This window comes from Pontibacter diazotrophicus (assembly GCF_003367245.1).
In the GTDB taxonomy this organism is placed as follows: Bacteria; Bacteroidota; Bacteroidia; order Cytophagales; family Hymenobacteraceae; genus Pontibacter; species Pontibacter diazotrophicus.
Map to the genome: position 1 here is coordinate 15,835 of NZ_QRGR01000030.1, position 22,997 is coordinate 38,831.

The 22,997-nt window shown below is 49.6% G+C and carries 20 protein-coding genes; 6 read left to right on the forward strand and 14 right to left on the reverse strand.

Annotation, left to right across the window (positions count from 1 at the left end; all coding sequences use genetic code 11):
* The first annotated feature begins 1,173 nt into the window (after nucleotides 1–1,173).
* Nucleotides 1,174–1,377 carry a YwbE family protein gene (locus tag DXT99_RS21690; protein ID WP_115567740.1) on the forward strand — a complete coding sequence of 68 codons (204 nt, stop codon included), beginning with the start codon at nucleotides 1,174–1,176 and terminating at the stop codon, nucleotides 1,375–1,377.
* A 33-nt stretch (nucleotides 1,378–1,410) separates the two neighbouring features.
* Here DXT99_RS21690 and DXT99_RS21695 read toward each other — a convergent pair whose 3' ends face one another.
* Nucleotides 1,411–1,791 carry a four helix bundle protein gene (locus DXT99_RS21695; protein WP_115567695.1) on the reverse strand — a complete coding sequence of 127 codons (381 nt, stop codon included), beginning with the start codon at nucleotides 1,789–1,791 and terminating at the stop codon, nucleotides 1,411–1,413.
* 56 nt (nucleotides 1,792–1,847) lie between these two features.
* On the reverse strand, nucleotides 1,848–2,570 hold the full coding sequence (gene radC, locus DXT99_RS21700) for a RadC family protein (RefSeq protein ID WP_246000937.1): 723 nt from the start codon (nucleotides 2,568–2,570) through the stop codon (nucleotides 1,848–1,850).
* A 151-nt stretch (nucleotides 2,571–2,721) separates the two neighbouring features.
* Between radC and DXT99_RS21705 the strand changes: the two genes are divergently transcribed.
* The 4 genes from DXT99_RS21705 (at nucleotide 2,722) to uvsE (ending at nucleotide 6,567) form a co-directional block, all read left to right on the forward strand.
* Nucleotides 2,722–3,954: a metallophosphoesterase gene (locus DXT99_RS21705; RefSeq protein WP_115567696.1), complete on the forward strand. Its 1,233-nt coding sequence runs from the start codon at nucleotides 2,722–2,724 to the stop codon at nucleotides 3,952–3,954.
* A 258-nt stretch (nucleotides 3,955–4,212) separates the two neighbouring features.
* Entirely contained in the window at nucleotides 4,213–4,668 is a 456-nt protein-coding gene (locus DXT99_RS21710; protein WP_115567697.1) for a hypothetical protein, read from the forward strand.
* A gap of 195 nt (nucleotides 4,669–4,863) precedes the next feature.
* The gene (locus DXT99_RS21715) at nucleotides 4,864–5,496 is read left to right on the forward strand and encodes a carboxypeptidase-like regulatory domain-containing protein (RefSeq protein WP_115567698.1); all 633 of its coding nucleotides are present in this window, start codon (nucleotides 4,864–4,866) and stop codon (nucleotides 5,494–5,496) included.
* A gap of 171 nt (nucleotides 5,497–5,667) precedes the next feature.
* The gene (gene uvsE / locus DXT99_RS21720) at nucleotides 5,668–6,567 is read left to right on the forward strand and encodes a UV DNA damage repair endonuclease UvsE (protein WP_115567699.1); all 900 of its coding nucleotides are present in this window, start codon (nucleotides 5,668–5,670) and stop codon (nucleotides 6,565–6,567) included.
* Nucleotides 6,568–6,577: 10 nt separating this feature from the next.
* Here uvsE and DXT99_RS21725 read toward each other — a convergent pair whose 3' ends face one another.
* The 5 genes from DXT99_RS21725 to DXT99_RS21745 all read right to left on the reverse strand — a co-directional run bounded on the left by DXT99_RS21725 (nucleotide 6,578) and on the right by DXT99_RS21745 (nucleotide 8,759).
* Nucleotides 6,578–7,066 carry a DUF4112 domain-containing protein gene (locus tag DXT99_RS21725; RefSeq protein ID WP_115567700.1) on the reverse strand — a complete coding sequence of 163 codons (489 nt, stop codon included), beginning with the start codon at nucleotides 7,064–7,066 and terminating at the stop codon, nucleotides 6,578–6,580.
* Between the two features lie 85 nt (nucleotides 7,067–7,151).
* Nucleotides 7,152–7,379, reverse strand: a complete 228-nt coding sequence (locus DXT99_RS26870; protein WP_147294272.1) for a hypothetical protein — start codon at nucleotides 7,377–7,379, stop codon at nucleotides 7,152–7,154.
* Between the two features lie 168 nt (nucleotides 7,380–7,547).
* Complete coding sequence (locus tag DXT99_RS26875; RefSeq protein WP_147294273.1) at nucleotides 7,548–7,826, reverse strand: hypothetical protein; 279 nt, start codon at nucleotides 7,824–7,826, stop codon at nucleotides 7,548–7,550.
* 191 nt (nucleotides 7,827–8,017) lie between these two features.
* Nucleotides 8,018–8,290: a mechanosensitive ion channel family protein gene (locus DXT99_RS21740; RefSeq protein ID WP_181885214.1), complete on the reverse strand. Its 273-nt coding sequence runs from the start codon at nucleotides 8,288–8,290 to the stop codon at nucleotides 8,018–8,020.
* A gap of 1 nt (nucleotide 8,291) precedes the next feature.
* Complete coding sequence (locus tag DXT99_RS21745) at nucleotides 8,292–8,759, reverse strand: mechanosensitive ion channel domain-containing protein (RefSeq protein ID WP_181885215.1); 468 nt, start codon at nucleotides 8,757–8,759, stop codon at nucleotides 8,292–8,294.
* A gap of 671 nt (nucleotides 8,760–9,430) precedes the next feature.
* Here DXT99_RS21745 and DXT99_RS21750 point away from each other — a divergent pair.
* The gene (locus tag DXT99_RS21750; protein ID WP_115567705.1) at nucleotides 9,431–9,676 is read left to right on the forward strand and encodes a hypothetical protein; all 246 of its coding nucleotides are present in this window, start codon (nucleotides 9,431–9,433) and stop codon (nucleotides 9,674–9,676) included.
* A gap of 125 nt (nucleotides 9,677–9,801) precedes the next feature.
* Here the strand turns inward: DXT99_RS21750 and DXT99_RS21755 are convergent, their stop codons facing one another.
* From DXT99_RS21755 to DXT99_RS21785, 7 genes are all read right to left on the reverse strand, one after another.
* Nucleotides 9,802–11,196 (reverse strand): glycoside hydrolase family 30 protein, encoded by a 1,395-nt coding sequence (locus tag DXT99_RS21755; RefSeq protein WP_115567706.1) that lies wholly within the window; start codon nucleotides 11,194–11,196, stop codon nucleotides 9,802–9,804.
* A gap of 354 nt (nucleotides 11,197–11,550) precedes the next feature.
* Nucleotides 11,551–13,914, reverse strand: a complete 2,364-nt coding sequence (locus DXT99_RS21760) for a glycoside hydrolase family 127 protein (protein WP_115567707.1) — start codon at nucleotides 13,912–13,914, stop codon at nucleotides 11,551–11,553.
* A gap of 221 nt (nucleotides 13,915–14,135) precedes the next feature.
* Nucleotides 14,136–15,023 carry a glycoside hydrolase family 16 protein gene (locus tag DXT99_RS21765; protein WP_115567708.1) on the reverse strand — a complete coding sequence of 296 codons (888 nt, stop codon included), beginning with the start codon at nucleotides 15,021–15,023 and terminating at the stop codon, nucleotides 14,136–14,138.
* Between the two features lie 81 nt (nucleotides 15,024–15,104).
* On the reverse strand, nucleotides 15,105–15,353 hold the full coding sequence (locus DXT99_RS21770) for a hypothetical protein (protein ID WP_115567709.1): 249 nt from the start codon (nucleotides 15,351–15,353) through the stop codon (nucleotides 15,105–15,107).
* Between the two features lie 34 nt (nucleotides 15,354–15,387).
* Nucleotides 15,388–19,491, reverse strand: a complete 4,104-nt coding sequence (locus DXT99_RS21775) for a glycosyl hydrolase (RefSeq protein WP_115567710.1) — start codon at nucleotides 19,489–19,491, stop codon at nucleotides 15,388–15,390.
* Nucleotides 19,492–19,713: 222 nt separating this feature from the next.
* Nucleotides 19,714–21,264 (reverse strand): carboxylesterase/lipase family protein, encoded by a 1,551-nt coding sequence (locus DXT99_RS21780; RefSeq protein ID WP_115567711.1) that lies wholly within the window; start codon nucleotides 21,262–21,264, stop codon nucleotides 19,714–19,716.
* 6 nt (nucleotides 21,265–21,270) lie between these two features.
* Nucleotides 21,271–22,890, reverse strand: a complete 1,620-nt coding sequence (locus DXT99_RS21785) for a carboxylesterase/lipase family protein (protein ID WP_115567712.1) — start codon at nucleotides 22,888–22,890, stop codon at nucleotides 21,271–21,273.
* Between the last annotated feature and the right edge of the window lie 107 nt (nucleotides 22,891–22,997).

Consider the following 22,997-nt stretch of genomic DNA (forward strand, 5'->3'; position numbering starts at 1 on the left):
ATTGGAAGCAACAATGGCAACAGCGGCTTCAGCGATGTAAGGATTACGCGTGCCGTTGTACATGATATCGGCTCTGAAGGCATCAACAGCTGGGGCCTCTTTAATCAGCAAAAACAGGGCTATTCCCATCAGAACATTTATGTGGGCAACTGCCACGTATACCGGGTATTTGGCTTGCCCCTTCCGGATAACCATAGCGGCAGCGGCATTGTACTCTCCGATGTTGACACCGCCACCATAGAGCACTGTGTAGTGCACACCTGCGGTATGAATAACCTGCATTGCGGCGGGCCTGTCGGTATATGGGCCTGGGATGCCAATGCGGTGACTATCCAGTTTAACGAAGCTTATAACATGAGCGCAGGCCGCGGCTGCGACGGCGGTGGCTTTGACCTGGATGGCGGTGTTACAAATTCTGTGATGCAGTACAATTACTCCCACGACAACGACGGCCCCGGTTACCTGGTCGCGCAGTTTGAGTGGGCACGCCCCATGGTGAACAACGTGGTGCGCTACAACATATCAGAGAACGACGGCAGAAAGAACAACTATAAGGGAATTACTTTATGGGTTGCGGACAAAAACAACAACGGGGGGAATCAGAACTTACTTGTACATAACAACACCATCTATGCCGACAGTCGATTTGTGCCTACCGGCGGTGGCCTCCGCATTATGAGTGCCAACCATCGCAACACCTCATTTTACAACAACATCTTTTATACTGCCAACGGGGCCGCTCTCATAGAAGCCACTGACACCACCAACCAACTGGCGTTTAGCAACAACTTCTTCTACAGCCAAAACAGTGAGCCTTTGATTCAGTGGGGCGATACCGTCTTCTCAAGTCTGGTAGCATTTAAAGAAAACTACAAACTAATACCAAACGAGGAGGAGATGGTGGTTATAACAGCTAATCCGGGCTTAAAGGACCCGGGCACCGGCAAAACACTCGGCTATCCTCTTGACCTGGCAAAGCTGACGGCCTACCGGCTGGAGGCGCATTCTCCTCTTATAGACAAAGGCGTAAACCTGCAGGACACCTTGCCTGTCTCAACTGCAGCACACGATTTCTTCAGAAACCCTTTGTCACAGGGGCAACAGCCGGATATAGGCGCTGCAGAGTATACTGAACCGATAATTTACCAATCATTGCTATACTATACCTTAAAAATGGACGGAACAAAACGCTCAAACATTAAACCTGGCCTCCGTGTCAACATCGTGCTAAAGGAGGATCAGCGCACCGGAGAACTAACAGAAGGCTACGTAGACAAAATTCTCACCAATTCCCCCACACATCCGCACGGTATTAAAGTAAGGCTGGAAACCGGCGAAGTAGGAAGAGTGAAGGAGATATTGGAGGAAGATCTCTAAGTTAGAAAGTTAGAGGGTTAGAAAGTTAAAAAGTCATTTGTTTGTTTGTGATGACTTTCTGATGGTGGTGAGAATAGCTGTAAGCGCTGCTGCTTCTTGTTTTAAATTGACTAAGAGTTCAGCTTTTACAATGTCTGATTCTTCCAGCATCTCCAGCCAGAAAAGGGATTCATCTGCTGCTTCTAACACGAGGCCAATCTTTGATATAAACTCAGCATTAGACCTTGCGCGGCAGGCCGCACGATAGTTTGCCGCAACAGATGTAGCCGAACGAAGCAACTGCTTTCCCAGAGTTTGCGCATCGGGCCTATTCGGCAGCGTCTGAAACAATTTGATTACACGTAGTGCAAATGTCTTCGTTCGCGCCTTAAACTGTACTGCAAAATCATAATTGCTCAACCTCACCTCACTCATAATTCCAGATGCTCAACTTTTAACTTTCTAACCCTCTAACTTTTTAACTTTCTAACTTATAAAGCTCCCTCGTCTGCGAAGCTATAGTAGTCGTTGTCGGTGAAAATGATGTGGTCGAGCACGGGGAGGTCGAGGAACTGGCCGGCTTCTTTCATTTTCTTGGTCAGAGAGATATCGGCGGTGCTGGGTTTGATGTTGCCGCTCGGGTGGTTGTGCACCAGGATAATGGAACTGGCCAACTGCTCTAATGCTTTCTTGAAAATCATTTTCGGGTCTGCCACCGTACCGGCCACACCGCCGGAACTGATGCTCTCCTTCTTCATCACCACATTAGCCCTGTTGAGCAGTATAATCCAGAACTCCTCGTGGGGCAGGTCCAGCAGCTGCGACTTCATGTAGTTATAGATGTCTGTGGAACAAGTGATACGGGTTTTCGCTGTAGCAGCGGTTTCTTTGCGGCGACGGCCCAACTCCAACGCGCTGACAATGGAAATGGCCTTGGCCTCCCCTATTCCTTTATGCTTTGTCAGGTCTTTCACTGTCAGCTTGGCCAGTTCGTTCAGGTCGTTGCCTATAGCCGATAGAATGAGCTTTGCCACATCTACCGCCGTTAACTTCGGCGTGCCCGAACCGATTAGTATGGCAATGAGTTCCGCATCGCTTAGTGCGGCCTTGCCTTTCATTAAAAGTTTCTCGCGGGGGCGGTCTTCCTCCGCCCATGTTTTGATGTTGAGCGGCTGCTGATAAGGTGCTATAAAAATGCTTTCGGTTTCTTCCACTTGCGGTATAGATTTTGATAGTCAGGAGATGTCAGTGACAAGAGCTTTTTACCAAAATAAGTTCAGCACAGGCAGATATAATTTTAATCCTAATTATTTGATATAAAACCGTAATGGCTTTCAGCCACAATACAAGCGGTTTTTCAATTATATGAGACGTATGATTTCAATCGGAATTGTAGTATTCCTCCTTTTCGTGATAGACCTGTATGTGTTTCAGGCGATAAAGACTGTGACACAGAACCTGGCACCCACGACACAAAAGGTGATATACTTCTTGCATTGGGCTGTTTTTGCCATAACGGCAGGCACTTTTGCCCTGGCCTCTGCCACACGTGGTACGCCTCCCGATGCTTTTAAAACCTACCTAGCGAGCACGCTCTTCATCATTTTTGCCTCTAAGCTGGTGGTGGTGCTGTTCCTGTTTGTAGACGATGCCGTCCGTATCGGCAAAATTGTGCTGAACAATGCCAACGGCACTACAGACTTCGACCCCTCGCGCAACAAGTTCCTGAACCAGATGGGGCTTCTGGTGGCGGCTGTTCCTTTCTCCGCCTTCATCTATGGCATGGTGAAAGGGGCTTACGACTACCAGGTGAAGCGTGTGACACTCCGTTTACCGAACCTGCCACAGGCTTTTGACGGCTATAAGATGTTACAGATTTCGGACCTGCATACAGGTAGCTTTAACTCTACGGAACCCTTGAAAGAGGCCGTGAAGCTGATTAACCAGCAGGAGGCCGACCTGGTGTTCTTTACCGGTGACCTCGTAAACAACATGGCGGTGGAGGTACAGCAACATATAGGTACCCTGAAAGAGATAAAGGCAAAGACGGGCGTGTTCTCCGTACTAGGCAACCACGACTACGGCGACTATGTGGCCTGGCCAAGCGCCGAAGCGAAGCGGGAGAACCTGCAGAACCTGATCGAGAGCCACGGCAAAATGGGATGGCAGATTCTCATGAACGAGAACCGCATCATTGAGAAAGACGGGGAAAAGATAGCCGTGTTAGGCGTGGAGAACTGGGGTAACCGCGCAGGCTTCCCGAAATATGGCCGCCTGGAGCAGGCATACAAAGGAACCGAGGACTCTCCGTTCAAAGTACTTCTCTCCCACGACCCTTCGCACTGGGACGGGGAGATCAATAAAAAGTATGACGACATTGACCTGACGCTCGCCGGACACACGCACGGCATGCAGTTTGGCGTAAACATTCCGGGTTGGAAGTGGAGCCCGGTGCAGTATGTATACGAGCAGTGGTCTGGGCTCTATAAAAAAGGCCGCCAGCACCTGTACGTAAATACGGGCCTCGGCTTCCTGGGCTATCCGGGCCGTGTCGGCTTTTTACCGGAGATAACCGTTTTTGAGCTGAAGAAAGCTTAAACAGACAAAAACATAAAACAGCAGCGCCAGCCCATAAGGCTGGCGCTGCTGTTTTAGAGGCTACCGTACTAAAAATGATCCGGAAGCTGAACCTACCTTCTCTGTATCATCAGCCATTATTCTGCTTCGCCTAACACACCCTTAGGCTAGCCTAAAGGCATAAGGGCAGCTAAGTTCTTAACCAGTTCAGGCCCGGTTCGTAAAACAGAGGGTATCTTTAAAAGGATATACTGATAATTTAAACTGACAAAAGAAGCTATGAAGAAGATACTATATTCCATATTCGCCTTCAGTACCATCATGTTCACTGCCACCTCCTGCACCGAAGACAGGGGTACTACGACAGAGGTGCGTGATGCCAACCAGGATGAAGAAGTAAACCCAAACCACATCAGAGGCTATGATGACACGCCCGGTGGTACCCCCACTAACGCCGACGGCACCATCACTTCACAGGATAACGTCACCTCCGGTAACACAACTTCCGGTGGGAATTCTGCCGGAAGTAATTCTGCCAACATGAACACCACTACAGGTAGCACCAGTGGTAGTAACACTGGCGGTGGCGGCGGCACTACTAATGGAAATACGACAGAAGGTAATACTTCCGGTGGTAATACTGGTGGCAGCACTTCCGGTTCAGGTAATACTGGTGGGAGCACTTCCGGTTCAGGCAATCAGACAGGCCAGGGAACTACTGGGGGCAACCAGTAAAGCGTAACCCCGTTAAACCTAACAAAAGCCTGTAGCTCACGTAACTACAGGCTTTTGTTGTTTAGCTATTTTACTTTACTTTTGTACGATTGCTTATATGCCATTTTTTTAATTTAATGAGGTTGGCATACTATTTGGGTTTCTCATTCGTATTAAACCATATATCCAACCGCTGCTACGGCTTCACACTATTACATGCTCCGATACTTTTTCCTTTCCGTTTTTGCATTGCTGCTCTTGTGCTGCTTACCTGCGCACGCCCAAAAGAGCATCAGGCTGAGCGGCACTGTGGTGGAGCCAGATCGTAATACCCCTGTACCAGGGGCAACCATTGTGAAGGTGAGCACCAACCTGGGTGTACTATCAGATGAGCAGGGGCAGTTTAAAATAGATATATCACAGAGTGACACTTTACTTATACGCGCTGTCGGATTTAAGCCGCTCTTGTACCTGCCCAGCAAATTGCCCGTTTCTGAGCTGCGCGTAAACATTGTGCTGCAGGAAGATAGTATCATGCTCGGCGAGGTAGAGGTTACCAGCCGTCCTTCGCAGGAAATGATTGACCGGGCACTGCGTAACATGAAGCGTGAGCAGGCAAGCCAGACAAAGAAGCCAGGTTACATACCTGGTTTAGAGCCGCCTCCCCCACCGCCAGCACCTGGTCCCACCATCGCCAGCCCCATCGGCCTGATGTACGACATGTTCTCTAAAGAAGGCAAAGAGCGCCGCAAACTGGAAGAACTGAAACAAAGGGAAGAGTTAGAGCGCAGGCAGAAGGAAGAAGAGGATTACAACCGCTTTTTTAAAGACAACAGAGGATACGAATAAAAACTAACCAAAAGCCTGCTTCGATAGCAGGCTTTGTTGCTATAGCATGTGTGCTGCATCGCAGAAAAAACGAGACCACACCGCATTCTTTAAGAAAACACCGTTTGCCGCTAAGAGCAGCTAAACAAGGGCATGCTCCGTAGGTTATATGTATAGCTAATTACTACTTACATGAAGATCGGATACCCTTGTATGAACAACACCCTCGACTGTAGCTCCTCCCGCACCTTTCGCCTTGCCTCTTACTCCGAAGAGCGCCTGATAGAGACAGTAGAGCAAAACCTCGCCTGCCTGCACCGCATCCTGGAGTTTAACGTACAGCACGGCCTGTTCTTTTTCCGGCTTTCCTCTGACCTTGTACCCTTCGCCTCGCATGAGGTGAACAAGTATAACTGGCAGGAGCATTTTAAGATGACCTTCCGGAAGCTGGGCAATTATATCAAAAATAACAAAATGCGCATCTCCATGCACCCCGATCAGTTTGTGGTTCTCAATTCGCCGAACGAGCAGACGGTGAAGAACAGCGTGGCAGAACTGCTGTACCAGGCAACTATCCTGGACCTGATGGGGCTCGACACCACCGCAAAGCTACAGATACACGGCGGCGGCGCCTATGGCGACAAACCTTCCGCTATACAGCGATTTGCAGAGGTATATCACTCCCTGCTCCCTGATGCTGTAAAGGCCCGCCTCTGCGTGGAAAACGACGACCGTACCTATTCGCTACAGGACTGCCTGCAACTGCACGCGGAAACAGGCATGCCCATCATCTTTGATAATTTCCACCACGAGTGCGTGAACAACGGTGAACCGATGCGCGAAGCGGTGCAAATGGCTGCCAGCACCTGGCAACCGGAGCGTGACGGCATTCTGATGATGGATTACTCTTCACAGGCGCCGAACGAGCGAAAAGGTAAACACGTGCAAAGCATACAGGAGGAGCTTTTCCACGACTTCCTGGCCGAGACCGAAGATCTGGACATGGACATCATGCTGGAGATAAAAGACAAGGAAGAAAGCGCTCTGAAGGCAATTGCCTTGGCCAGGACATTGGGGCGTGTGCCCGCTTAAGGCGTGTGGTTTAGAAAATGAGCTGGTACAGCCATTCTATCAACTCCCACATTGCCCACAGCAGTAGCATCAGCACAACTAGTATACTCACAACAGCCATGATGAATATACCTTTGCCGCTGCCCTGGTATTTCCCTTCTTCGTAGTGGCGGCGCAGGAGCCGTACATTCCTTTCGTTGGCTTTAAAAGCAAAGTCAAAAAGATTTCCCAGGATGGGCACACTGCCGACAACGGTATCTATGGCCAGGTTGATGAGCATGAGCACGACCAGCTTGCCGCTGGCTCCGTGGCGTGCTATGGTCAAAATAATAGTAGCAGACATAGCAAAAGAGGCCAGGTCACCAGCTACGGGCAATAAACCCAGAATTGGGTCTAAGCCGAAGCGGAACTTGGTGCCCGGAAGCGTAAACTGGTTATCCATCAGACGCGCTACATATTCCACCCACTTCAGTCGCTCTGTTTGCGGCGTGCGGGTGTAGCGCAGGTTTTCTTGTGCCATAAGCGCTTATACGGCGGCGGCAGCCGAAAGGTGCAATTTCAGGTACTCTATCGGCGCCTGCTTCCCTAGCTGTAGCGCTTCTGGCTTAATTTCTTCTCCTCTTTCTAAAGGCTTTGTCTCTTTTCTTCTGTTGTTTGCCCAGGCTTCTGGTGCTATTCCACTTTTTAGTGTTGCCTTCTGCGCGGCCATTGTTATAGCGCATGCTTCGGCCATCATCATTTACCACGATTGCTTTTTTTCCTCTGAGGGGTGAACAGGAAAAGGTTAACAACGCCACCACCAACACCATCAGGAACTGCTTAGAAATGTTCATATATACTTTACTCTTTAATTGTTTTGATTTTCAGAGAAGCTTAACGCAAAGTAAAGATAAAAGTATTAAATTTTACAGGAAAAAGCCAACTAAAGACTATAAACAAATAAAAAGAGCCACAGAAGCTGCGTTACAGCTTCTGTGGCTCTTCGAGGATTTAAAAGCAATTTACTTTTTTTTGCCTTTGGCTACCTTGCCACCTTTCGCAGCTTTGCCTTTGCCTGGCTTTGACTTTGTATGCCCGGGGTTAGTGGTTCGTGGGTAATGCGGGTTATTCGGATTTTTGTACCAGCCCTTGTGCAAGCCATTGTCTTTTCCGGCTGCTTTGCCCTCTTTCAGGATGATGACTTTCCCTATTCGGGAGGGCTGCTTCTTGGAACTGGAGCAGGAGGCCATGAGCACAACGGCACACAGCATAATTAACCCTCTTAATAAACTTAATTTCATAAACAGATGCTTGATGGTGGCACAATATAGCTGAAAATATATATCAATGCACCTGTTGTTATGCCTTCCTATAAAATTAAATTCGCTGAGGCTCCCCTGCCTTTTCTGCTCCCCTAACAATCTGAACCGGGATATCCTTTTGGTAATCGTAAAGTTTGAGTTCCTGAATGTCGGCAGGCAGACCGAAGCCATTATCCAGCAGCGCTTTTGTTACGGCCTGCATAATACTTCCTTTCAGGAGTACCACACCTTTCATTTGTCTCAGCCCAGAAAAAAACTTTTATGTTGACGGTGCTGGTACCCAGTTCATCCACGGTGGCATACGGAGGTTCTTCCTGTAAAACGCCCTCCACCTGCAATGCTGTACTTTCGATTAAATCAATGGCATCCTTGATGTTGTCATTATAGTCTATGCCCACTATAAAATCCATGCGGATGAGGCCATTTTGCGTCAGGTTGGTCACTTTAGAAGTGAGAATGGTGCCGTTTGGATATGAATACGTCTTTGCTGTCGAAGGTACGGATGTGCGTGGTACGCAGGTGCAGGGCTTTCACTTTGCCAATGGTCTCGTCTACTTCAATTGTGTCATTTATCTCAAAGGGCCGGTTGAAGGCCAGAATCAGACCGGCCAGAAAGTTTTCTGCAATGTCTTTGAAGGCAAAACCTATTACAACCGCTGACAAGCCGGCACTTGCCAGCAATCCGGAAGCAACGCCGCTCAGGCCCAAGGTCTGAAGCACAAGCAACAGCCCAATAATAATAACGGCCCACTTAGATACCAGTGCAATATACTTTCCTGTTATCTGATCATGGGCTTTGCTTGCTAATCTGCCGTCCAGCCAAGCTTTCTCTTTACCGGCAATCCACAACGCAACAAAGAAAATAACAATAGCAAAAGAATATTCGGCAGCAGGAACAGAAATGCTTCCCAATATTCATTTACAACCCTCGTGATTGTTGAGGTACTGTTACCAACACTAAAGTCGTTAGCCTCTTGCATCATTTATATTTTTCTGAATAACTATAAAGGCGGCAGGTCTGGATATATCCTTCAGAGCCTGCCCCAGCACGACACCTGCTGCTTCTTAACGATTAGATAAATTCCGGTTGTATTGTTTTGAAAGGAAGAACAGCCGCTATCTGGCAGGAGCCAACGCGGCACAGGGTTCTACTGATTGATGAAGCCTATTATAGAATGGTGGCATAAAATGAATAAGGCCCGTAGCGTTCACTCTACGGGCCTTCAATCAACCTTATTATCTAAATTAACAGATATCCTGCATCCATATACTGTCATCTATATAGAAAGGTTTAGATAATTGGGAAAACAATTTCACCGAAATATGAAAAGACATACTCTGTTCGCTGTCTATACGAGTTGTACACTTAAATCAATTTTTCCCGCTTCAGAAGTATTAGCTGATCATAACAGGCTGTGTACGGCAGAATATGGAATTTCAGCTACCATAGCTAAAGCTCAAATCTAATATGGTGTTTTTCTATTTCAGAAAACTGTAATGATAAAGGAGCAGTTAAAAGCCGAACTGCCAATTTTCTGCACTGCAGAAGCGTTATCTACAGGAACAAGTTTCGTATATCTACTATGGATCTATACCAGTTTAACAGGAGACCACTGGAGCAGCGGGCAGGCATTGTGATGAAGCATGGCACCTTTCTGGCAATCCGGCATAGGTCGCAGTACATCATCAGTTTGTACTACATCAACCAGTTCTTCGCTGAAATGTGGTATGAGCCAAGAAGACACGAGTTCGTACTTGTGCGCGGCCTCCGGGACAGGATAGCTCTGGAACCTTACCTCGCTATGATAAAGCTTTCCGACATCATCTAGTAATCACTCCTTTACCTACAGCAGTAAACCCTCCATTCCGACATATATGGTATGGTTAAGCGTAGTCATCCGTATTGAATAAGCCAGGCAAGTTAGCAGAAGAACAGGTTGTGAACGTAAGACAACTACCAAACATAAGTGCCCACTGCACCAACAGGTAATGAGCTGCTGAATTGCTGCTCTTTATAACGGATGTTAAAGGTTTGCTCTGTTTTACCGTCGTTGAGCACGATAACAACCATTTGCCCATCTGGTGCCTGGTAGGCCACATTAGGCAGCGCCTCCGGAATATTGCTGGCGACACGAACAGCCCCCGGACGAACAAACTTAGAAGCATGCGCTATAATATAATAGGCAGGGTTACGGGTTGCTGTATTGCCATCGATGGTGACAGCACCCAAACACTTTGTACAGCCGCCTTCCGTATGCGGCTTCTGATTAGGGTCGGCAGCCAGGTTCCATTCCAGCACATTCCGGGCCCAGTTGCGGGGAGCGCCAATAATCAGGTTTTTAACATGCCAGGCTAAATCGCCTGCGAAGTTACCCGGTGCACCTATCCACTGCTCGGTAAAATACAGGTTCTTGTCGGGGTGCGCCTCATGTACCTTCGTCAGGGCCTCTATATCACCGCCATATAAATGAAACGCGGAGCCATCCACATATTTTTTCACCTCCGGATCATCCATAATGCTAATCGGGTAATCCGGCCGGTCAGCGTTGTGGTCGTAGAGGATGATTTTTGTATCGATATTAGCAGCCTCAAAGGCAGGTCCTAGACTGTTCTTGATGAACTCAGCCTGCTGCTCCGGCAGCATCAGCAAACTGGGGTTGTTGCCCGGGTGTAAGGGTTCATTCTGAATGGTGATAGCGTCTATGTCAATGCCTTCCTCCGCCATACCTTGTATGTATTTCACAAAATACCTGGCATAGGCATCGTGATACTCTGGTTTCAGGCTACCGCCCTTGGTGTTGTTATTGGTCTTCATCCAGGTAGGCGGCGACCAGGGGGAGCCCATAATCTTTATCTCCGGGTTGATGGCCAGTATCTCTTTCAGCACCGGGATAAGATGCGCCCGATCAGGTTCCAGGCTAAACCGATCCATGTTTGGGTCTGTTTCTCCGGTAGGCAAATCATTATAAGAAAACACGCTGTCGTCCAGGTCGGATGCGCCTATGCTTATGCGCAGGTAGCTGACGCCAATGTTGTCTTCGTCAGTGCGAAACAACTCCCCTAGCAAAGCCGCACGAGCCGCCGGCTCCATCTGGTGCAGTAGCATGGCGCTGCCACCTGTTAAAGTATACCCGAAGCCATCCATGGTCTGATACGTCTGCGCATCATTCACCTCAATTGTCGGAAACTGGTTGGTGCTGTCGCTGAAACGAAGTGCTGTGTTTTGCTTTTCGAATAAAGCAGACTTATCTGGCGTGGTCAGCCATAACGCTGCGCTGGCAGTAGCTGCAGGACTGCTGGTCTGGGTGGTAACGCTTTCCTGGCAGCCTGACAAGTAAGTGAGCAGCATTAAGAGCAAGGATAACCTGAGCGAAAGGTATTTAACTTTATAAAGCATATTATTAACAACTGACGTTAGGCAACACCAGATTATATTTTGATTTAAGTCCCGGCGGGATATCCTATTAACAGCCTGATGGTCAGAAACCACCCATAGCTCCAACGGAGCGGCCTGTAAGCATATCCCAAACAGGCCGCTCCGCTGGAGCTAAAGAATAGTGAGGCTCTTTTTCTATCAACAGGTCGTCCCGCTGGGACTCTTGGGTGATGTCAGTACAACTTTAGAAATTAAGCCCTTCGTCTGCCTTCGGCCTGCGGACAATAAACGGATGGCAGACTCTAAGCCACTCATATTACAGACAACTCACTTTAACAGGCGAACGCCATATACTCCTCCTGCAACAGAACCTTCCTGCGCAGCGAATTTCACCTCTAAGACCCCATTTGATGACTTAACAAGTTCCTCCGGGATGGCGTAGTCCGCATCAAAGAAAGTATCTCCCATTGCACCATCTAAACTGACAGACTTCAGGAGCGAACCATTTATATAAATATCAAAATGCCGGTCTTTGTCTAGTCCAAAATACGTCACGCGCAGCTTGCGGGCTTCTTTTTTTGTATCCTTGAGGTCGTAACTGAACCAGCCGCTGGCATGGCGCCAGTGTCGGTCCTGGTGCACACCTGATTCAGTTTTCTCTCCCCGATAGTTATGGTCCGACTCCGGTTGCTGCTCTCCCGGTGCTACCTGGTCGATGGTACTGGCTTCCAGGGCCATTCTTGCTTCTTCCTCTTCGCGCAGCTTTTTCTTTCTGGCCTCCAACTCTTCGGGGCTGGATACGGGCCAGTACAGCATATAGCGTGTGTCGTGCACCTGGAAAAAAGGCACCAACTCCACATTCTTATATCTGTCAGAAGAAATAAGGCTGGAGGCCGTGAAAGTCATGGGTTTTCCTGCCACCGGTTTTAAGCCTGCTGCCAGGTTGTTACCCTCAGGCACCAGCACAGGGGCTCCTTCTATAGAATAATCCGGGCCGCTGGCAATGTGCCCCATGCGGCTGTCATCAGCTATCAGCCCTTCCAGGTCTGCTGAGTCTGTGGCGGCAGCCAGCACAATCGGGCCATGCACAAAAGAGACCCAGGGCGAATTATCAGGCAGGTACTCGGCCTTCGTTTCCATGGGCAGCGTAATGGAAACAATATCGCCTGATTTCCATTTTCGCTCCACTGTTACGTAAGAGGCCGCTGCTGATTTTATCTTTACCTCCTTGTTGTTCACACGCACCTTTAGCCCATCTTTTTCTACCCAATACGGGCGACGGATGTGCAGGGCAAACTTCTGTGGCTTCTTCAGGTTTAGTTGTATTTCGGATGCTTCCTCAAAAGGAAAGCTGGTGCGCTGTATTACCTCTACTCCCCGCTCTTTCCAGTGAAGGCTGGATGGAATGAACAGGTTTACAAAAAGGTCTCTGTCGTTATGAGCGTAAATAAGCTCTCCATACTTGCCATGGTTTTCCAGACCTGAGCCAACACAGCACCAGAAAGCCTCTTCCGGCTGCGAATACACCCGGTAATGCCTTGGCCGCATTGGCGTGAAATAGACGAAACCTCCCCGTGTAGGGTGCTGCGAAGAGAGAATGTGGTTGTAGAGGCCCCGCTCGTAATAATCGATATAGGCAGGCGAGGCACTTGACAAATACAGTTGCTTTGTTAGCTTCAGCATGTTATACGTGTTGCATGTCTCCGGTCCTTCTTTCGACTCTACCATAGAGGAAAAATCGCTGGATGGGTGAAAATGCTCCCTTACGCTGTTACCACCAATAGATACTGTTCTGTTATTGACAACTTCATCCCAGAAAAACGCGGCAGCATCTGCCCATGGCTGATCTCCCGCTACCTCAGCCACTCGCTTGTACCCGATAACTTTTGGGATTTGTGTGTTGGCGTGCAAGCCGTTTAATTGATCCTTTTCAGCCAGCAGCGGCTCAAGTATGGAACGATGGGAGAACCGGCGGGCAAGTTCCAGGTATTTCCTGTCACCGGTGATTTCTGCCACATCCGCAAATACTTCATTCATGCCACCGTGCTCACTGCGCAGCATGTCCTGTATTTGCTCGTCCGAAAGGTCAGCTGTGAGAGTTAGGCACCAATCAGAAAGCTTGATCAGCATTTCTTTTGCTTTTTCGTTTCCAGCAAACAGGTAAGCGTCCCGCAATCCAGCGTAAGTCTTGTGAATATTATACCAGGGCACCCACTTATCGTTCAGGGAAAACGTTTCAGCATCGATGTTTCCTTTCGCAATTTCCTGCCACATCGCTTCGCCACCCGGCACACCCCCAACATAGCCGTTCCCGTTCTTCTGCTGGCAGGCCTCCAACTGGTCCACCATGTAGTTGAGCCTTTGCAGGAGTTCCTCGTTACCTGTTGCAGCATACATCAGGGAAAGCGCCGTGAGGTAATGGCCGCCTATGTGGCCGTCAAGACCTGTGTTTTCCCAGTTGCCATAGGATTTTGCTTTGGTCTCTATTCCAGCCTCCCGCAGGTAAGGCGCCAGCAGCCTGTCCGGGTCCAACGCCAGGATGTAAGCCATATCTGTCTGCTGCGCCTGCTTAAAAGGACTTTCCAGCAAAGTAACAGAAGAAAGAGGAAAGCTTTTAAGCTGGCTGGTTTGACTGTAACCAACAACTGGCACCAGAAATAAAAGAATATAACTCAGAAACCGCATCTTCATCTTATTAATAATTTATGAGGTGTGTACATTATCGCCAAAGACAACCAGGCTGCCATAGAAAATGTAAACTATACACTTAAAGATACAACAAATCCCATACTTATAGAAACGGGGTTTCTCTTTCTATAAGTATGGGATTTATTATGAAGATTTTCGCCCCTGGTCACCACACAAAATAATGCATATCAACTCCCTCAGGTACTACAGCTTCTGATTTTAAATTACTTCTCAATCATTTCATACACCCGCACATAATCGACCTCCATTGACTGTGGGTATACAGCAGGATCAACGCCCTCTGCTCCGCCCCAGTTACCTCCTACTGCAATGTTCATCAGGAAGTGGAATTTCTTATCGAAAGGCCATTCTTCGAAACCTTTGCCTTCGTTAATAAATTCGAACACGGGCTGGTCGTCTATATACCCTCTGATGGCGTACGGGGTCCAGTCGACGCGGTACAGGTGAAATGCTGTGCTTGCAGTTTCAATTATTTTGCTTTTACCTTTCTGGGTATTTTTACCATGGTTATAGGCTTCGGTATGCACCGTGATGTGTACCCTGTTCTGGTCGTAGCCCACGTGCTCCATAATGTCTATCTCCCCGGACTTTGGCCAGCCGCCATAGGCCCAATCGGTTGGAAGCATCCAAAGGGCGGGCCAGGTGCCCCTGCCTGTCGGAAGTTTTGCTTTTATCTCGAACCTGCCGTACAGAAAGTCCCCTTTGTCTTTAGACACCAATCTGGCAGATGTGTATTCTTTGCCCTGCATGTTTTCTTTGCGTGCTGTGATTTTCAATGTGCCGTCTGCTACATTGGAGTTGCTCCTGCTGTCGGTATAGTACTGCAGTTCATTGTTCCCCCAGCCACTGCCGCCAATATCGTAACCCCACTTAGCAGGGTCCGGCTCCCCGGTATAGTTAAACTCATCGGCCCAGACAGGAGTGGTTTCAAAAGACCAGTTCTTATCCACCGGTACCTGGGGCTTGGGTGCCGTAATGATTGGTCCCGGAGCTTCTGATTTTGAACCGCAGGATATTGCAAGCAATGCAAAGCAGAGCAGCGCAGTCCGTTTAAATACCACTTGTCGTTTACTTTCTCTTATAGTAGCCATATGTATGGGTTGGATTTACCTGGCAACAGGCTTTCTGAGCAGTATCGTTCATGAAGCCTTGCGCTATATTCCAATTGTTCTCTAGTAAAACAGGCCAGAACCCTGCGAAAGATTCTGGCCTGTTTCTGATTTAGGACATTTTCCTTCTACTCTGATATCATCAATAAAGAAGATGCCCGGAATGAAGTTTCCTTCTCCACCGACAGAACTAATTTGAACAGGGTTCAAATCAGTTCTGTCGGCGTAAGGGCTGAAGTCAAACTCCAGTTCTACCCATGAGTCAGGCGCTGTTATAAATGTGCATAAAGGATGCAGCCGCCCAAGATTCACATTAACCTCTACAGCAAATGCAGTCCCTGCTCCCTCACCCTTTCAACACGTAATCAGCTAATGGCTTATGTAATGCTGTCCGCAACACCACCGGCCCTACCAGGCCAGACTCCAGTAAGGGAGAGTCTTTGTTGTAGTGTTTCCAGGTAGTAAAGGCGACTCTGCCGTTGTCAGGCTTTGGCTTGCCTTCTTTATACCATTCCGGCAACTGCTTTATGGCGCCACCACTCAGGCTGGCAAAGCCACTGCCGCCGGCACCTGGTGTATAATCGTTTACATCAGGCAACTGCTCATCACCTATCAGGCGGTTAGGCCATAGGTTTGTCACCCTGATTTCAAGACTGTTTGATCCCGCTTTCACAGTATCTGACACGTCTACGCGATAAGGCCGCTTCCATAGAACGCCCAAATCTTTTCCGTTCATCAGTACCTGTGCCATTACTTCCACCTGCCCCAGGTCCAGGAACAAACGCTGGTCCCTGGTCTTTACGGCTGAGATATTGTTTGCCTGCACATCAAAGGTTTTGTGGTAGGCAGCAGTGCCGGAGAAGTATTTTACGCCATCCTGAGAGTGTTGGTGCAGCGACATAAGCTGGGGTAAGGTAACACTTGCGGGCGCCCCCAGGTCTGGCGGAAAGTTTACCATCCATGGTCCTGATAGTTGCTGCTGCTTACCAAGTCCTGAGACCTGCAAATTAATACTGCGTCCGGCGCTGTCATGCAGCGTATAGCGGCCATCCTGCCAGAAGAGCAGCCCTGGTTTTCCGCTGCCGAACATTTCTACTGAAGGCATTTCCTGCCGTACCGGCACGTTTTGTATAGCCAACTGCTGAATATGCTCCTCACTTACGGCCTCACTCAGGAGTTCTGGCTCCGTCATATCTCCATTATAATAGGAGGCTCCCTCCTCCAGGAAAGCCTGCCCCAATCCCGGATGCACCATGTCGCCGCTTCCTTTTCCCTTCTCCACCAGCTTCCCGTTCACATAAACCGAGGGTACATTGTCCTGATAAACCAGTGCCACGTGGCTCCACCCTGAGATAGAGACAGGCGCAGCAAGCGCCAGCGTTGGCTTCCCCGCTCCGTGCTCCCACACCGCCACGCCGTTGCGGCCTACCGCGAGTCCAGCCGTAGCGTGCCCCGGCCCGTACTGCGTCTCGCCCGAAGGAGGATAAATGGAGTAGTAGTCTGTCCAGGGATCTTTGATATTGTCCATAAAATTTTGAGTACTGAGCATCACGTTGAACTCTGGCTTGGCCCAGAAGCTGATCGTGAAGTTGCCCGATACATCCTTATAAAGCTTCCGTGGCTCCTTCGGAAAAGGCTTGGTGCTGAGCAAGGGGGTATTGCCCTTTAGCACCGCCTGCACATGCCGCGCCGGGGCTGGTGTGCGAAACACAACGAATACCGAACCGGAAGGCTCTAACTGCACCGGCACGCACACCTGCTCACCTATCTGCTCATAAATACTTACTGGTGTCATCATGCCTGTATCGGCATCCCACAATTCAGGCTGCATGCCTTTCACGCGGAAAGTACACACCAGATTCTCCTGCTTCCTTCTCTGGTTAGCCAGGAAATAAATATCTGTACCATCGATATGGCGGTGAATATAGGTGATGGGGGCATCGCCTGAGCGGGAGGATACCTGGAAATCAGGTTTTAGCGCCAGCGCATCCAGTATTGTCTGCAGTGGCTGGCCCCAATATACGCGGCCCCGGCCTACAGTATGCTTAATGGTGGTACCGCTGCCATTGCCCCATAAATTTGCTGTAATGCTATCAAATTCAGACCGATTATCTGGATAGCCCTGCAGCCCCAGCGTGTACTCTGGCTTTGGGCCAATAAGTATCATTCCTTGGTTCACTAGTTCCTGCAACTTCCGCAGGAGCGCTACTGTGATACCTTTCGGCTCCTGGAGCACCAATGCTCTGTAACTCATGCCGTCCGGCAACGTGATATGGCCGTTTTCCACCTTCACGCGCTTCATGATTACCTCGGCATTTATCAGGTCATAATCGTAACCTTCCGGCGGCGGCGGGTTCAGTTCACTCCTATCCACTACCGTGTACCCGCCGGGGCTCTCGCTGGTGAAGTAGGCCAGGTCTGCCACAAACAGCCCCTGCTGCAGTAGACTCTGGCAACGGGTCAGGTAACTTATCCACGACTTGCCTGGCTCCCACCAGGTATTGGTGCGATCAAAGTGAATGCCCCAGGGGCCCATGGTCATACCGGGTTTGGCAGTAGGGTGCGGCTGATGCGCGAAGCGGTGAAAGACAATCCGGTTCAGACCCTCCGTAAATTTTTTATCGCCTAAAGCCTTCATAGCGAAAGGATATTCCTGCCATCTGGCAGACTCAGGTTCGCCTGTGAAGGACTCTGCCGCTATCACCTGCTGCCCGTTTACGTGCGCAATGGAGGCAGACAGTTTCATGGTCCTGCGCATGGTCCAGTTATTCTGAAATATTGTGGAGAGACTGTTCCAGAACTCACCCAGATTTATATCCATCCTTGCTCCAATCTGCATTTCCTCCATTGGTCCCCTGTCATAAGGCTGCGAATAGGAGATAATGCCGTGCTGGTGGCACAGGTCAGTAAATTTACCATAGTAGTTATCGGCCATCAGGTCTGCCTGCGAGCGGCGCAGGTCCCAGAGGAAACGGTTTGTTTCTTCCACGCTACCAACCACGCGGCCTGTCATAGCAGGCAGGTACTTCAGCAGGTCGTAGCCCATCCGTTTCCTGAATTCCTGTTCAAATCCGGGAGTCCAGTTCTGCATGCCCACCTCGTAACTATCAATCAGCAGGCCCACTTTACCTTTTGTTGCCAGCGGGTGCAGCGAGGGCAACAGTTCTTCCATCATCTTATTGAAATGAAACTCAATGGCCTCTGCACTATACTTATCACACTCCAGCCCTACACCGGCATCGGGAGCAGAGCGGTTCAGGGTGCCCATGGAGGTAAAGCCAATGCGCAGGATCGTCCAGTTTCCTGCAGGCGCTTTCCACTTCAGCTGCCCGTTTTTGTCCATGTATTTCGTAATATCCATCACGCGGTTCAGGTCAATGAAGGATGAAGCTGTCATTTCCTTTCTGCCGTCAGGTGTGTCAGTAACGCCGTCGCCGGTGAACCTGTAGTTCGCTTTCTTCATCCAGTCCTCCAGGCGGGGAGCGCCGGAGAATCGCACCTGCGCATACTGCCTTGCCTTAGGTGATATCAGCCGGAAGTATTTGGCGCTGGTGGCAGGAAATTCGGCGAACATCAGGGCCTCTTCTTCAGATCGCCCCATTTCAGCAGCTGAAGTAATAGGCGATACCTGCCGGAACCGTACTCCATCGTTGGAAGCTTCCAGTATAAGATCTCCTTCCTGACCACCGCCCCAGCCCCCTGAGCTTATGGGTGAACCAACAAGCGTTAGAGAACGCGCCTCATATGATTCCCTGAACTCAAATTGGAGATAGGCAGGCTGGCCATCTGCCCCCGGCTGAACAGCCACTCCCTCCGAGCCCTTCCCCGTCAGCTGTTTTAGCGTAACTGGGCCGCTGCTGGAGGTAACGCTTTTCAACAGTTCTTGCTGAGGTGCCTCTCCCTGCAGCGAGGGGTAGGCCACTACAGCCACATCGCGGTAGTAGCCCAGGTTGGTAAACGGTTGGGGCAATGTTCTTTTAATTCTTCTGCCGCCCCTGACACTGTCCTCGCTCCAGGTAAACTGCTGCATCGAAAGCTCGGGTGTTATCCAGGGACCTCCACTCGACGACCAGCCCGGGCAGTTGTGCATGGTGAACTCCAGGCCAAGCCTGTCGGCTTCCCGGATAGCATGCTTTTTAAGTTCAAGCCACTCCGGGCTCAGGTATTTAACAGGACCTTCCACGATGCCGGTGCCTGCATCAAAATTCTGAAACCCGCCCACACCAATGCGCTCCATGGCTTCCAGATCCAGGGTGATGCCTTCTTTCGTTACATTCCCGTTCATCCAGTGCCACCAGGTATGGGGGCGGGCCGATGCTGCTGGCCTTATAAAACTCTCTTCTAAACCTGACTGCGGATTCTGCCGCAAGGTCTGGAATATACCTGCCGGGGTGATAAGGGTCAGTAGCCCGGCGGCACTGGTGTTTTTCAGGAATGTTCTTCTTTTCATGTGTTCTGATGATGGGTGTGCAGGTGTTAGCCTCAAACGCTCATGTGTTCACCTGCGGTTAATAGCGATAAGCCTTGAGTTTCGATCTTTCAGGATGCTTACAAGCGATTCTAAATATAGGAGTAAGATGTGGTGCAGCTATGCTGTACTGTCCTGTGAATTTCAGGATACCTGGAGATTTATAACCAAGACAGTCCAGAACCGGCCTCATATCCAGGGCTACTACTTCACCATCTGCTTATAAAGGAAATCCAGCGCTGCTCTGTCCGGCAAAGGTTTAGCTTCGGCCTTCTCACTCAGAACCATTACCTGCTTCTGCCCTGTGGTATAGGCAGGCCACTGGGGGAGACCTTTGCCATTGGGATTGCCGGTAGCAGCAAAATTCACCCAGTAAGCAGACATCATCTTCGCAAGGGCATGATCTACCTGCTCCCAAGGGCGATTTACAAATTTAAGGTTGTCATAAGCGTAAGGTACCTCTCCGGTATGGAAGGCACCGTATTTCACGTACTCTCCTGTTGCCGGAACCTTACGTGCAAAACGGTAAACATATACCGGAAACTTCCCCTGCTCACTTTGCACATTGGCCCAAGTATAATTCTGAATGCCAAAAACCATGTCTCTGGATATCTCCAACTGCGATGCTGCCGCTTCCGCATCTGTGGCACCCGGGTAGTACTGCAGAAATGTATTCACCTCAGAACCATATTGCGCTTCTGCCTCTTTCTGGAAATCTACTGCATTTTTGATGGGCCCGAACAGCAGTCCTTCATCTTCGTTCCAACCCGTCAGCAGGGCTACGTTGTTCTGCTGACCGGCAGCAAAAATTTCCGGAATGGCAGCAGGCAATACATATCCGTCTATAATAGGGCGTGTTCCCTGTGCTTTCTTTGATAACGCTGCTGCCGGTATGTCTCTTAACGCAGCAAGTGAGGGGGCATTCAAGGCCTGCGCTACTTTTACCCCCTCTTCTTCTGCCTGCTGTAAGGTTGCACTTCCCCTCGAAAAGTTGGCTCCGCTTTGGGCAATTGCTTTTATGAAGAGCCCTGTTGCCAGTGGCGAAGCTACCAGCGCATTCACACTCATAGAGCCTGCTGATTGTCCGGCAATGGTGACATTGGCCGGATCACCGCCAAAAGCAGCGATGCTTTGCTGTACCCATTGCAAGGCAGCTATCTGGTCCATGAGGCCATAATTTCCTGAAGCACCCTTTCCCGATTCCCTCGTAAGTTCAGGATGGGCAAAGAAGCCAAAGGGCCCCACCCTGTAATTGATGCTCACGAACACAATCCCTTTTTGAGCCATGGCTTCCCCATCGTAAATGGGCACCGCGCTACCGCCGCTGTTAAATCCGCCGCCGTAGATCCAGACCAGCACCGGCCGCTTCTCTTTAACTGATTTGGCACCCGTCCATACGTTCAGGTAAAGGCAGTCTTCGCTGATAGGTTCTTTGGGAATCAGGAACTCTTCTGACCACATGCTGAAAGGCGCTGGCTCCGCCTGCATCGGGCTGGGGCCAAATGCATCGGCCTTGCGTACGCCAGCCCAAGGTTTTACCGGTTGAGGAGCTTTCCAGCGCAGGTCGCCTACCGGTGGTGCCGCAAAGGGAATGCCCTTGAAACTGACAACATCGCCGGACTGATTTATGACCCCGCTCACCCTGCCTGCCTGTGTTTTTATGACCTCGGGCACCGGCATAAAAGAAGTAAAAGCGGCTAGGGCGAAGGCACATACAGCTAATACGATGGGTATTATGTGAAGGCTCCTTTGCATCAGAATCTATTTTGCAGTGGCTACCTGTATCAACTCCTTGTCGTGGTGGTTTTTTACCACACTGGCATTATCGAACAGCATAGTAGCACCATTTTCGGCAGAGTACTCAGGCCATTTCGGCAGACCTTTATGGTTAGGGTTCCCGGACTTTGCAAAGCTTATCCAGGCCTGGCTCATTTTGTCAGCCAGCACGTGCGCCTCTTTTCCGCCACCGGTCATTTCTTCGCAACGGCTGATGTTATCAAACACAAAGGGCAACTCCATGCAGTGCATGGAGCTATAGGTGCCATCCAGCACAGGAGACTGCCATGTAAACAGGTACATATAAACCGGGGCGGCACCATGCTTTGCTTTCTGACTGGCCTGCTCTATGGCTAAAGAGCGGAAGTTGAAATCGAAGAGGACATAATCAGCCGGTTTGGCTGTTTCAGGATATGCTTTTTTTACAGCCGCCATATAAGCCTCTGTTTTATCGCCGTATGTTTTCTGCAGACTTGCTTTTGCAGCTTCCATGGTTAACCCATGGTTGCCCGGATTGAAAGGAGCAAACTCAGATTTAGTGGTGCCTACCAGCAAAGGAATGTCTTTTGAAAGCGCAATAGCGGCCGGTTCAGTTGGTTGGTAGGGCAAGAATTCACCATCCAGCACAGGGCCCCAACCTATATTCACGACAGGCTTTCCTTCTGCCTTCAAGTCGTTCTGAACTTTGGCGATGGCTTTTTTGCTGGCAGCGCTCAACTGATCATACGGCAACTTCTGCAGGGAATCGACTTGGTTTGGCTGTAGTTTTAGTTCTTCCAGCAGCGCGGCACTCACGCGTTTGGCCAGGGCAGCATCTGTGAATTCTGTGATGTAGCTGCCGCTTTGCACAATGGCTTTATGAAATAAGCCTTTCGCAGATGGGGCATTCATCAGGGAGGTGACTTTACCGCCTCCTCCGGACTGGCCGAAGATGGTGACGTTATCGGGGTCGCCGCCAAACTGGTCAATGTTTTGCTTCACCCACTGCAGTGCCATGGTCAGATCAGTTAAACCGGCATTGGCCGATCCTTTGTACTTGTCTCCATAGGCTGACAAATCCATAAAGCCCAGCACATTTAAACGGTGATTTACCGTTACCACCACCACATCTCCTTTCGTTGCCAGGCTCCTGCCGTCGTATGAAGGGAGTTCTACAGATGAACCGGCGGTGAAACCACCTCCATGCAGCCATACCATAACGGGGCGCTTTTTTCCATCATTTATTTGGGGTGTCCATACATTCAGGCTCTGGCAATGCTCATTGGTGTAGCCCCAATTATGTTGAAAAGGGAATTCAAATACATCATTAACAGTAGTAGTGGGATCAGTAGGGCAAACAGGACCGTAGGACATGGAACTGCGGACACCTTCCCAGGATGCTGGCTTTTGGGCAGCCTGAAACCGTTCTGCCCTGGCATACGGAATACCTTTATAAGTAAAAATGCCATTATGTATGTAGCCGCGTACTTTCCCATATCCTGTATTTACAATGGCCTGGTCGGCACTGGCTATGATGGGTGTAACGGCATCAGCTTTCTTTTGCCCCATTACCGCCGTTGGTCCCATTAAAAGTAGGAATGAGAAGATTAATAGCTTATTTTTCATTTGATGTTTCTTTAAGAGGAATTGTTTTATACCTGATCCTGACTTAATAATAACCATCTTTTCCATTATGTCAAAATAACACATTGAAAAACGGGCATTTATTTCCC